The organism is Desulfosporosinus meridiei DSM 13257, assembly GCF_000231385.2.
Classification (GTDB): Bacteria; Bacillota; Desulfitobacteriia; order Desulfitobacteriales; family Desulfitobacteriaceae; genus Desulfosporosinus; species Desulfosporosinus meridiei.
Map to the genome: position 1 here is coordinate 1 of NC_018515.1, position 12658 is coordinate 12658.

General features: G+C 37.2%; 10 protein-coding genes. 9 read left to right on the forward strand and 1 reads right to left on the reverse strand.

What is annotated here, in order from left to right; translation table 11 throughout:
* Positions 1 to 103: 103 nt before the first annotated feature.
* The gene (gene rpmH, locus DESMER_RS22750) at positions 104 to 238 is read right to left on the reverse strand and encodes a 50S ribosomal protein L34 (RefSeq protein ID WP_007777819.1); all 135 of its coding nucleotides are present in this window, start codon (positions 236 to 238) and stop codon (positions 104 to 106) included.
* Between the two features lie 360 nt (positions 239 to 598).
* On the opposite strand from rpmH, the gene dnaA reads away from it, so the two are divergent.
* The 9 genes from dnaA to serS all read left to right on the forward strand — a co-directional run bounded on the left by dnaA (position 599) and on the right by serS (position 12536).
* The gene (gene dnaA / locus DESMER_RS00005) at positions 599 to 1960 is read left to right on the forward strand and encodes a chromosomal replication initiator protein DnaA (RefSeq protein ID WP_014901041.1); all 1362 of its coding nucleotides are present in this window, start codon (positions 599 to 601) and stop codon (positions 1958 to 1960) included.
* A 441-nt stretch (positions 1961 to 2401) separates the two neighbouring features.
* On the forward strand, positions 2402 to 3505 hold the full coding sequence (gene dnaN, locus DESMER_RS00010) for a DNA polymerase III subunit beta (protein ID WP_014901042.1): 1104 nt from the start codon (positions 2402 to 2404) through the stop codon (positions 3503 to 3505).
* An 8-nt stretch (positions 3506 to 3513) separates the two neighbouring features.
* The gene (gene recF, locus DESMER_RS00015; protein ID WP_014901043.1) at positions 3514 to 4608 is read left to right on the forward strand and encodes a DNA replication/repair protein RecF; all 1095 of its coding nucleotides are present in this window, start codon (positions 3514 to 3516) and stop codon (positions 4606 to 4608) included.
* Entirely contained in the window at positions 4609 to 4869 is a 261-nt protein-coding gene (gene remB, locus DESMER_RS00020; RefSeq protein ID WP_014901044.1) for an extracellular matrix regulator RemB, read from the forward strand.
* Positions 4870 to 5015: 146 nt separating this feature from the next.
* The gene (gene gyrB, locus DESMER_RS00025; RefSeq protein WP_014901045.1) at positions 5016 to 6950 is read left to right on the forward strand and encodes a DNA topoisomerase (ATP-hydrolyzing) subunit B; all 1935 of its coding nucleotides are present in this window, start codon (positions 5016 to 5018) and stop codon (positions 6948 to 6950) included.
* A gap of 14 nt (positions 6951 to 6964) precedes the next feature.
* Entirely contained in the window at positions 6965 to 9445 is a 2481-nt protein-coding gene (gyrA, locus tag DESMER_RS00030) for a DNA gyrase subunit A (protein ID WP_014901046.1), read from the forward strand.
* 106 nt (positions 9446 to 9551) lie between these two features.
* The gene (pdxS, locus tag DESMER_RS00035) at positions 9552 to 10436 is read left to right on the forward strand and encodes a pyridoxal 5'-phosphate synthase lyase subunit PdxS (protein WP_014901047.1); all 885 of its coding nucleotides are present in this window, start codon (positions 9552 to 9554) and stop codon (positions 10434 to 10436) included.
* 2 nt (positions 10437 to 10438) lie between these two features.
* A complete protein-coding gene (gene pdxT / locus DESMER_RS00040) occupies positions 10439 to 11017 on the forward strand; it encodes a pyridoxal 5'-phosphate synthase glutaminase subunit PdxT (protein ID WP_014901048.1) in 579 nt (192 codons plus the stop codon).
* A gap of 253 nt (positions 11018 to 11270) precedes the next feature.
* Positions 11271 to 12536, forward strand: a complete 1266-nt coding sequence (gene serS, locus DESMER_RS00045; protein ID WP_014901049.1) for a serine--tRNA ligase — start codon at positions 11271 to 11273, stop codon at positions 12534 to 12536.
* Positions 12537 to 12658: the final 122 nt, after the last annotated feature.

Genomic DNA, 12658 nt, shown 5'->3' on the forward strand with positions numbered 1-12658 from the left:
TGGGAAGGGACCGCCGACTTATGTATGGACGCTTACCCCATAGATACTTCACATCAGAAAACTATTCTTTCTAATGTAAAAAAAAGGCCACATTAATGCGGCCTTAAACTGATAATTTCTTCCGACCCTTTAAACGACGGCGCTTTATTACATTTCGCCCCGTTGGCGTACTCATACGGCTTAAAAAACCGTGAACACGCTTATGACGCCGATTCTTCGGTTGGTAGGTTCTCTTCAATTTAACGACACCTCCTTTATTTCAAACGAAAAACATTTCGAAGACAATCAAACTTACTTAGAGATTATACTCTAATAAAATTTAATCTGTCAAGCAAAGGACTTTGACCGTGTGTGGATAACTTGGATCCAAAAAAGGTTATCCACTGTGAATAATTTTTCAAACGGCAAATATTCCTGTTGATAACCCTTGGGAAACTTGATATTATATTTTTACAATACCTGACGACAACAACAAATCGTGTTTAAGGTTATTCACAACACGTAATTTGTTTAAGTTATCCACAAATGTGTATAAGTTTGTGTATAACTTTTTTATTGTCATTATTTTTTTTCATTTTTAGACAAGGGAGGTCCGTCAATGCCACCACAGTCGAACTCACTCCAATTATTGTGGCAGGAAACGCTAGAAAAACTAAAAAACGAACTTTCTAAGCCTAGTTTTGAAACATGGTTGAGTTCTACACGACTTCTTAATATTGATGGAGATACACTTGTCATTAGTGTCCCCAATGAATTCGCAAAAGACTGGTTAGAAAGTCGTTATGCACCAATGATTCGATCATCAGTTCAATCAGTTTTAGGTCATTCTGTCAGTCTGCGCTTTATTTTGTCTACCTCAGAGGATATCTACAGTGATAGTACGACGGCGGGCGATCCTGTTTCTACCGAAATTACTAAACAAAGCGAGCCAGTAGCTAATTCGCTAAATACTAAATATACCTTTGATACATTTGTCATCGGAAACAGTAACCGATTCGCTCATGCGGCCTCACTAGCTGTGGCTGAATCACCCGCAAAATCCTATAATCCACTCTTTATTTATGGTGGTGTGGGTTTAGGGAAAACCCACCTTATGCATGCAATAGGCCATCATGTACTTCAAAGATCTCCCAATACTAAAGTAATTTATGTCTCTAGTGAAAAGTTTACAAACGAATTAATTGATTCCATTAGAGACGAGAACCCTGAAGAATTTCGCAATCACTATCGAAATGTAGACATCCTGCTAATTGATGATATTCAATTTCTAGCAGGTAAAGAACGAACTCAAGAAGAGTTTTTTCATACATTTAATGCCCTTCATGAAGCAAATAAACAAATAATTATTTCATCGGACAGACCTCCTAAGGAGATTCCAACATTAGAGGATCGTCTACGTTCTAGATTTGAATGGGGTCTAATTACTGATATTCAAGCACCTGATTTAGAAACTAGAATAGCTATACTCAGAAAAAAGGCGAAGATGGAAAATCTCCAAGTACCTAATGAAGTAATGGTTTATATTGCAGATAAGATTCGTTCAAACATACGTGAATTAGAAGGAGCACTAATTAGAGTAATGGCTTTCGCTTCATTAAGCTCAATCCCTATAACCCCAGAGGTGGCTGTAGAAGCATTAAAAGATATCATCCCAGCGAATAATACCAAGCAGATTACAATTGACACTATCCAAGAATCCGTTGCAAGATTTTATAACTTATCACCAACTGACTTTAAAGCAAAAAAAAGAACCCGAGCTGTTGCATTTCCCAGGCAAATTGCGATGTACCTATCGCGGCAACTTACGGATTTTTCTTTACCTAAAATAGGTGATGAATTTGGCGGAAGAGATCATACAACTGTCATGCATGCTCATGATAAAATTTCTCAAGCTTTAATAGCTGATCCTTTACTTGAGAAAAAAATAAGTGAAATCATTCAACGCATTCAATCAGATTAAATGCTCTTAATTAAATCAAGATTTAATTAGGGTTATAGATGATCTAAAAGGTGGATAACCTGTTAATAAAATTGGTATATAATTTTGCATGTGGACACGTGGATAATATTATCTGGTTGTCCACAACTTTTTCAACATACCTTTTATCAGCAATTTGAACCCCTCAGTAAACTTATACACATGTTGACAAGTAATACTACTACAACTACTAACTATTATCTTATTATTAATAACCAAGGTTTAGAACTAAAAGAATACGGAAGCTCTAAAGATTTTTTATTAAGGTTTTTTGTACTAGTCAGAAGGTAAAAAGCCAACCAGCGCATAAAAAACTTTCTTTAACTAATAAAATAAACACTTGAAGAATCTTACTAGGTGTCTCTTGAAGTTAAGTTAACTACAAGACATCAGCACAAAAAATTATAGGAGGATTCGATTCATATGAAAATCTTCTGTTCAAAAGATGGACTGCTTTCTGGTGTAAATGCTGTACAACGGGCTGTTTCTAATAAAAACCCATTGCCAGTCTTACAAGGAATATTAATACAGGCCGAAAACCAGTCTTTACAATTTGCAGCAACTGATCTTGAAATGGGGATTCGCTGTGATGTTCCAGCCCAAATTATTGAGGAAGGGACAATGGTCGTTCCTGCTAAATTGTTTACAGAAGTCGTTCGAAAATTACCAGATACAACAATCACGTTAGAAGAACGTGATCAAAAAATAATTATAAGTTATTACCAATCTGAAATAGTTTTGAATGGATACGATCCAGAAGAATTCCCTTTACTTCCAGATCTGATTGAACCCTTATCATTTACATTGCCTACAGTAATATTTAAAAACATGATTAGACAAACAATATTCTCATGTGCTGCAGAAGAGAACAGACCAGTCTTTAATGGCATATTACTTCAAATTGAAGGATCAAATATTCGATTAGTAGCCACAGATACTCATAGATTAGCTTATGTAATTTCAGAAATAACAAATACAGGGGATTCAAGATTTAGTGGTATTATTCCCTCTAAAACTCTTTCTGAAATTTATCGATTACTAAGGGATGAAGATGAGGTTTTAACAATAAGCCATAGCAATAATCAGGTAGTTTTTCAATTTGGGACAATCTTTCTCATATCAAGACTGATAGAAGGGCAATTTCCTAACTATAAACAAGTTATTCCACAGGCATGTGAAACTAAGGTATATTTATCAGTTAGAGAATTTCTTGATGCAGTAGAAAGAGCTTCTTTATTATCTCGCGATAAGAGTTCAGCTAATATTGTCAGGATAAATGTTGTAGATAATGAATTAAGGATTGATCAGACTTCAGAATTAGGTAAGATATCCGAGCAAATAGGCATTGAAATGGATGGGAAAGAGGTAAGAATTGCTTTTAATGCAAAATTCCTAATCGATGCTCTGAAAGTAATAGATAGTGAGCAGATATTATTTGAGTTATCCGGACCATTTAGTCCAGGCGTAATGCGTCCTATGGATAATCCAAATTATATTTATCTTGTTTTACCTGTAAGAACTTCTTAATTTAAATTATGATGATCAACAGCATAAGACTACAAAATTTCCGTAATTATGTGGATGAAATTATCCATTTTATGCCTGGTACAAATATCTTAATTGGTGACAATGGACAAGGAAAAACAAATATCATTGAAGGAATTTATTATTTACTAACTGGAAAGTCATATAGAGTACATAGAGAACAAGAACTTTTACGTTGGGAACAAAGTGATTTTCATATTTATGGACAATTTCTTATGAATCGTCATAAAGTTTCCCTAGAAAGTCATTATAAAGATAAGAAGAAGATGGTAAAAATTAACCAGGTGGCCTGTCAGCGTCTATCAGATTTTGTAGGCACTATTAACGTTATCTTCTTTTCTCCGGATGACCTTGTAATGATTAAAGGTGGTCCGGCGGAAAGAAGAAGGTTTTTAGACTTACATATTGCCCAAATGCGCCCGGGCCATGTTAGCATTCTTAATGCCTATAATAAGGCACTTCAGCAAAAGAATGCTTTATTGAAATCATATAATGACAAAAGCTTTAAATACTCACAATTACAGCTTTGGAATCAACAGATTATTGAATTAGGGAAAAAAATAATTCTTAATAGAGCTGATTTAACGGAACGTTTACAAGGTGCCGTTGAACCTATATTTCGAAATTTATCATCAGAAAAAGAAACTATAAAAATTATGTACTATGCCTTAGGCAAAAGCTCTGTTTCTGAGGCCATTTCGGAATTTGCAAATTTGCTCAATGAAAAGTTAGATCAAGAGATAGAACGTCAAATGATTCTAATTGGACCTCATCGTGACGATTTACAAATTTTTTTAAATGATAAACCAGGAAGACTTTATGCATCTCAAGGTCAACAACGTTCATTAGTGCTTAGTTTAAAGCTTGCAGAACTTGAACTAATGAGACAAGAAAAAGGGGAATACCCCCTTCTTTTACTTGATGACGTCTTGTCTGAATTAGACCGTTTTAGGAGAGACTACTTAATAAAATTTATTGAGTCTTCAAAAATACAAACCCTGATTACTATGACAAGTGCAGATAATCACCTAGACTTAGGTACAGTTTATTTCGTAGAAAAAGGGCATATAAGGAGGGAAGCTTAATTGTATATACATCTTGGAGGAGATGTTTTGCTTAAGACTGATAGAATAGTAGCAATCATTGATTTAGAAATGACAAAATTAAGTCATGTCAATCAGATCTTTTTAGATAAAGTTCACAAAGATAATAGAAAAATAAATTATATTTCAGAAAAAGGTAGAGAAAAGACCTTAGTTGTAACAATGACTGACTTATATTTTTCTCCAATATCTTCAATCACATTATTAAAGCGTTCTTTTACTGAGGTTGGAAAGGACAATTAACAAGCAAACTTTAGCTTTAGATAGCTTTAAATTGATACCACTTTAATTTTAGTGTACAATAATAAGGTTGAAGGCATTTTTTGGCATATGGATTAAGCAAAAAATGCAACTATAAAGTCAAGTTTTCTATATAGGAGGAAACAGCTTTGCAAGAAAACAAAGAGCAACTAGTTCAAACTATTAGTGACAATTATAATGCGGGGCAAATCGAAGTGCTTGAAGGTTTAGAAGCTGTTCGTAAACGTCCTGGAATGTATATTGGTACCACAGGTCCTCGTGGTCTTCATCATCTTGTTTACGAAATTGTTGATAATAGCATTGATGAAGCCTTAGCTGGCTTTTGTAATGAAATTGATGTCATAATTCATCAAGACAACAGTATTACAGTAGTTGATAATGGGAGAGGAATTCCCGTCGATATCCATCCTAAAACAGGTAAACCGGGTGTTGAACTTGCATTGACAGTGTTACATGCCGGAGGAAAATTCGGGGGAAGCGAAAGTGCCTATAAAGTTTCCGGGGGTCTGCATGGAGTAGGTTTAAGTGTCGTTAATGCTTTATCAAAGTGGTTGGTTGTAGAAGTTTCCAAAGGTGGACATGTTTATCATCAGGAATACTCAATTGGTAAACCAACAACCAAACTGATAAATGTTGGAGAAACCAATAAAAGTGGTACTAAAATATCTTTTATGCCTGATTCGGAGATCTTCGAAGAGACAGTATATGATTTTAATATTTTGGCCCACCGCCTTAGAGAACTGTCATTTTTAAATAAGAGTGTAACAATTAATTTAACGGATGAGAGAACTGACGTTAAAGAGACATTTTTACATACAGGTGGTATTCAAGACTTTGTTCGTTATCTTAATAAAAACAAGGACTGCCTACATCCTCAACCAATATTTATTGAAACCTTAAAAGATAGTGTTCAAGTCGAAGTTTGTATGCAATATAATGATGGTTATGCCGAAAATTTGTTTTCTTATGCCAATAATATTAATACCCAAGAAGGTGGAACCCATGAGGCTGGTTTTAAGTCTGCATTAACACGAGTAGTTAATGATTACGCAAGAAAAAACAATATGATTAAAGCCGGTGATTCCAACCTTACGGGAGACGACATAAGAGAAGGATTGACAGCAGTTATATCTGTCAAAGTACCTGATCCACAATTTGAAGGGCAAACTAAAACAAAACTTGGAAATAGTGAAATTCGTGGAATTGTAGATTCTGCCACGGGCGAAGGGTTATCGACTTTCCTAGAGGAGAATCCCTCAATTGCCAGAAAATTTATTGATAAGTCTGTTCAAGCTGCCCGAGCACGTGACGCTGCTCGTAAAGCAAGAGAGTTAACTCGTCGAAAGAGTGCCTTAGAAGGAACTTCTCTTCCCGGCAAACTTGCTGATTGCTCTTGGAAGGAACCGGATTTATGTGAAATGTATATTGTCGAAGGAGATAGCGCTGGGGGTTCAGCAAAACAAGGTAGGGATCGTCGCTTTCAAGCTATTTTGCCATTACGAGGAAAAATTATTAACGTCGAAAAGGCCAGGCTTGATAAAATATTAGGAAATACTGAAATTCGAGCTATGATTACCGCTATGGGTACTGGAATATCCGATGATTTTGATATTGAAAAGGCTCGTTACCACAAATTAATTATTATGACCGATGCTGACGTCGATGGTGCTCACATTCGGACCTTACTATTAACCTTCTTTTACCGTTACATGAAACCCTTAATCGAAAATAATTTTGTATATATTGCTCAACCCCCTCTTTACAAGGTTAAAAAGGGCAAAGATATTCAATATGTCTATACTGAACCTGAATTAACAAAGGTTCTTGAAAAAATAGGTCGGGATAAAGTGGAAATTCAACGCTATAAAGGTTTAGGAGAAATGAATCCTGAACAATTATGGGAAACCACCATGGATCCTGCCAAAAGAACTATTCTAAGAGTGACTATGGAAGACGCTATGAGAACGGAAGAAATGTTCTCGGTGTTAATGGGTGATAAAGTGGAACCCCGTCGTGACTTCATAAATCGCTATGCTAAAGATGTTCGTAATCTAGATGCTTAAAGGAGTGCTCAATCATGGCTGATGAAATATTGGATGGGAAAGTCGTTCCCGTTGAAATTGCGGATGAAATGCGAAAATCATTTATCGATTATTCGATGAGTGTTATCGTTAGCCGTGCTTTGCCCGATGTTCGTGATGGGCTCAAACCTGTGCATCGAAGAATTCTATATACACTTCATGAATTGGGTTTGACCCCTAATAAACCTTATAGTAAATCTGCACGTCTTGTCGGTGATTGCATGGGAAAATTTCATCCTCATGGGGATTCATCGATTTATGATGCAGTTGTACGTTTAGAACAAGATTTTGCAAGCCGCTATCCACTTGTCGACGGACATGGTAATTTTGGATCAATAGATGGAGACTCAGCTGCAGCAATGCGTTATACCGAGCTTCGTATGGCAAAGCTTTCCACTTATATGTTAGAAGATATTGATAAAGACACGATTGATTTCACTCCAAATTATGATGAGAAACAAGATGAACCTACTGTATTACCTGCCAAATTTCCAAATCTTTTAGTTAATGGGTCTTCAGGAATTGCCGTTGGTATGGCAACAAATATTCCGCCTCACAATTTAGGAGAAGTTGTTAATGCTACTGTTGCCTTACTTGATGATCCAAATTTATCGATTGATGACCTAATAAAATATATTCAGGGACCTGACTTTCCAACAGGTGGAACTATTATGGGTCATGAAGGAATCAGATCTGCTTATTTAACAGGAAGAGGTTCAGTTAAAATTCGAGCTAAAGCGCAGATTGAGCAGATGGAGAAGGCTGGAAAGACTCGAATTGTCGTCACAGAAATTCCGTTTATGGTTAATAAAGCTCGAATGATTGAGAAAATAGCTGAGCTTGTTAGAGATAAAAAAATTGATGGGATTACTGATCTAAGAGATGAATCTGATCGATCTGGTCTGAGGGTCGTTATTGAATTAAGACGGGATGTTAATCCCAAAGTTATTTTGAATCAACTTTATAAACATACTCAGTTGGAAGATACATTTGGAGTAAATATGTTGGCATTAGTCAATGGACAGCCACGGACACTTACTCTTAAAGATATGATTTATCATTTCATCGAACATCAAAAAGATGTTGTCGTCCGAAGAACAAGGTACGAGCTTAATAAAGCCGAGGCTGAAGCTCATATTATTGAAGGATTGAGAATAGCTCTTGATCATATTGATGAGGTTATTGAAACTATTCGTTCTTCACCTGATGAATCAAGGGCAAGAGAAAACTTATCACTCCGTTTTGGTTTAAGTGATAAACAGGCTCAAGCAATTGTAGATATGAGATTGAAGCGTCTAACCGGACTTGAACGAGATAAATTAGAAAATCAATATAAAGAATTGATGGATACAATTGCCTATCTCAAATCAGTCCTTGCTTCGGAGGCAAAGGTTATTGGGATTATTAAAGAAAAACTCGAAGAGATTAAGAATAAATTTGGAGATCCCCGACGAACCCAAATAACACTTGATGTCAGTAAAATGGACATTGAAGATCTGATTGCTGTTGAAGATGTTGTTATTACGGTTACTCATTATGGCTATATTAAAAGGTTGCCTTTAAGTACGTATAAGAGTCAGAACCGAGGGGGTAAAGGTGTTCATGGGATGGCTACGAAAGAAGAAGACTTTGTAGAACATCTATTTACTACCACTACTCATCATTATATTCTTTTCTTTACATCACAAGGTAAGGTTTATCGATTAAAGGCTCATGAGATTCCTGAAGCAAGTCGAACCGGTAAGGGAACTGCCATTATAAATCTCCTAAATCTAGAACAAAATGAAATGATAACTGCAGTCATGGCCATCAAAGAGTACAGTCCTGATTATTTCCTGATTACTGCTACTAAAAAAGGGATTATGAAGAAGACTGCTCTTCAGGAATATGATTCATCACGAAAAGATGGGTTGATTGCTTTAACTCTAGACGAAGGGGATGAGCTCATAGGGGTTAAATTAACCCAAGGATTAGACGATATTCTTTTAGCTACAAAAAATGGAATAGCAATTCGTTTTCCTGAATCCGATGTGCGTTATATGGGGCGTACAGCGCGAGGGGTTAAAGGAATAACGCTTGCGGCTAACGATTTAGTTGTAGGTATGGACGTAATTGGTGATGAGGGTGAACTCCTAACCATGAGTGAAAACGGATTCGCCAAACGAACTAATCTCAAAGAGTTCCGTGTTCAAGGACGTGGCGGCAGAGGGGTTATTGTCATGAAATTGAATTCCAAAACCGGTACACTTGTTGGGCTCAAAGTAGTACAAGTAGAAGATGAACTTATGGTAATAACCAATAATGGAATTATGCTCAGAATTCCTGTTTCCAGCATTTCCAATCAAGGTCGTTCTGCACAAGGAGTTATGGCCATGCGAACCGGTGAAAGTACTGTAGTTGCTATTGCCAAAGTCTTGATGAAAGATGATGAGGAACTTGTAGAAAGCAATAATGAGGATTCAGAAGAAGAAGTCTAAAATTGACAAAATTTGCGCAAGGTGTTACCATGTCTGAGATTCATAGAATGGCGTTTTTATACATACACTAATATTTAATATTTTATCTTGAGGAGGAACAAATATAATGACTGACATCGGTTCGTTTAAAGTGAAAACAGGACTTGCGGAAATGCTTAAAGGGGGAGTTATTATGGATGTAACAACCCCAGAACAGGCTATTATTGCAGAAGAGGCTGGAGCATGTGCTGTCATGGCTCTAGAGCGCGTTCCTTCAGATATTCGTGCAGAAGGCGGAGTTGCACGAATGGCAGATCCATCAATAATTCAGAGCATTATGGCTGTAGTGTCTATTCCAGTCATGGCTAAGGCAAGAATTGGTCATTTTGTTGAAGCTCGGATTTTAGAAGCCTTAGGCGCTGATTATATTGATGAGTCTGAAGTGCTAACACCTGCAGATGATTCTTATCATATTAATAAGCATGATTTTAAAGTTCCTTTTGTTTGTGGATGTCGGAATCTAGGGGAAGCATTACGCCGTATTGGCGAAGGTGCCGCCATGATTCGTACGAAGGGTGAGCCTGGAACAGGTAACGTTATTGAGGCAGTTCGACATATGCGAACTGTTATGAGTGAAATACGTGCCTTAACCTTAACTCCCAAAGAGGAGCTTATGTCTGCAGCTAAAAATATGGGTGCACCCTATGATTTAGTTCTTTATGTTGCAGAACACGGCAAGCTACCTGTCGTTAATTTTGCTGCAGGAGGAATAGCAACACCGGCAGATGCAGCATTGATGATGCATTTAGGAGTAGATGGTATTTTTGTAGGATCTGGTATTTTTAAATCCGGTGACCCAAAAGCACGAGCCAAAGCTATTGTAATGGCAACAACACATTACAAAGATGCAAAATTGCTTGCAGAGATTTCTAAGGATTTAGGACAACCTATGTCTGGAATTGAAATATCAACCTTGACTGAATCTCAGAGAATGCAAGAACGGGGTTGGTAAGAATGAAAAAGCGTGTTGGCGTATTAGCACTACAAGGTGCTTTTCGCGAGCACCGGCAGGTTTTGGAAAAATTGGGCTGCGATGTTGTTGAGGTGCGTAAGACAAGTGATCTTGATGGAATACAAGGGCTTATCATTCCAGGTGGAGAAAGTACTACTATAGGTAAACTCCTGAGAATTGATGAGATGGGCGATAAGATTAAGGAACTTGGCGCTAAAGATATGCCTATTTTCGGAACTTGCGCAGGTATGATTTTACTTAGCAAAACTATTGTCGACAGTGAACAATATAGTTTGAATCTTATGGATACGGTAGTGGAACGTAATGCCTTTGGCAGACAAATAGCAAGTTTTGAAACGGATCTCCAAGTACCTGCGTTAGGGGTTAATCCTTTACGTGCTGTTTTTATACGGGCACCTTATCTTAAGGAAGTTGCTCCAAATGTAGGTATATTAGCGGAGTATGACGGCAAAATTGTATTTGTGAGACAAGGAAATTTGTTAGCCAGCGCATTTCATCCGGAACTTACCTCAGATTATAGAGTTCATCAATACTTTTTGAAAATGATTGATGAGCACTAAGTATAACTTGTGGATCCTTATAGCCAGTCATGGCTACTGAAGATTGGACAATCCACACTGCAGGAGTATACGTTTTGGGTTGCAGTGTGGCGATAAGCTCGTCCACTTATCGTCATGGCCATCGCTTTCAAGTAGGTTAATATGTGCGGAGACAGTGTCTGCAAGTAAGGGCTAATTCGCGCGAAGACAGTGTCTTCGTGTGTGTGTGTGGGCGCTAGCCAAGTCTTCTATAAGGCATGGGAGGGTGTTTTGTTTGTTAGATCTTAAGTATGTACGTAATAACCCTGAAGTGGTAAAAGAAGCTCTACAGAAGCGAAATGTCTCAATTAGTCTCGATCACTTCTTACAACAAGAAGAAGAAAGAAGAAAACTTTTATTTGAAGTTGAAACGTTGAAAGCTCGTCGTAATTCTGTTTCTGAAGAAGTTGGTCGTCTTAAGAAAAAGGGTGAAGATGCTGATGCCCTCGTATTAGAGATGCGAGAAGTAGGTCAAACTATCAAAGAACTGGAAGAAAAATCAGCCGGCATTGTAGGAGAGATGGAAAAGGTTCTCTATGAGATTCCAAACATTCCCCATACTTCTGTGCCAATTGGTTCAGATGAGAGTGCCAATGTTCAAGTTCGCACTTGGGGAACCCCTCGAGAATTTGATTTTGAACCCAAGGCTCACTTTGAACTTGGTGAAAAGCTAGATGTTTTTGATTTTATTAGAGCAGCAAAAGTCACGGGTGCTCGCTTCACATTTTACAAAGGCTTGGGTGCAAAGTTAGAGAGATCCTTAATTTCTTTTATGCTTGATCGCCATACTTCAAAGGGTTATACAGAAATACTTCCTCCCTATATTGTTAATCGTGCTTCCATGACAGGAACCGGCCAATTGCCTAAATTTGAGGATGACGCCTTTAAAGTTGTAGGAACGGACTATTTTCTAATTCCTACTGCAGAGGTTCCTGTGACAAATCTATATCGTGATGAAATACTGGATGGTAGTCAATTTCCGATCCATCATTGTGCTTATAGTTCATGTTTTCGCTCAGAGGCCGGTTCAGCAGGAAGGGATACAAGAGGACTTATTAGGCAACACCAATTCAATAAGGTAGAACTAGTCAAATTCTCACTTCCGGAAAAATCTTATGACGAACTTGAACTATTAACTAGGGATGCGGAAGGTATTCTTCAAGATTTGGAACTTCCTTATCGTGTCATGGCATTATCCTCAGGAGATCTCGGTTTTTCTTCGGCGAAAACCTATGATTTAGAAGTTTGGTTGCCCAGCTTTAATACCTATAGAGAAATATCCTCTTGTAGCAATTTTGAAGATTTCCAAGCACGACGAGCTAATATTCGTTTTCGCAGAGGGCCTAAAGATAAACCTGAGTTTGTTCATACCTTAAATGGTAGTGGATTAGCGATTGGAAGAACAGTGGCAGCTATTATGGAAAATTATCAAGATAAAGACGGTAGAGTCCGTATTCCTAAAGTCTTACAACCCTATATGGGTGTTGAATATATTGGTTAATAGTAATTGAAGAAAAGTTTTTACTGTTTATTGTACTAAATCTCAAATTTCCAGTAAATAATAGTAATTAGTAGTTGAAACTTTACAAAATATATGGTATGCTTTTATTCGGTTGTTTCACT

Bases quoted from the DNA above. Each gene is read 5' to 3' on its own strand.
- dnaA (WP_014901041.1), top strand. From the start codon at position 599: ATGCCACCACAGTCGAACTCACTCCAATTATTGTGGCAGGAAACGCTA.
- dnaN (WP_014901042.1), top strand. From the start codon at position 2,402: ATGAAAATCTTCTGTTCAAAAGATGGACTGCTTTCTGGTGTAAATGCT.
- recF (WP_014901043.1), top strand. From the start codon at position 3,514: ATGATGATCAACAGCATAAGACTACAAAATTTCCGTAATTATGTGGAT.
- gyrA (WP_014901046.1), top strand. From the start codon at position 6,965: ATGGCTGATGAAATATTGGATGGGAAAGTCGTTCCCGTTGAAATTGCG.
- pdxS (WP_014901047.1), top strand. From the start codon at position 9,552: ATGACTGACATCGGTTCGTTTAAAGTGAAAACAGGACTTGCGGAAATG.
- pdxT (WP_014901048.1), top strand. From the start codon at position 10,439: ATGAAAAAGCGTGTTGGCGTATTAGCACTACAAGGTGCTTTTCGCGAG.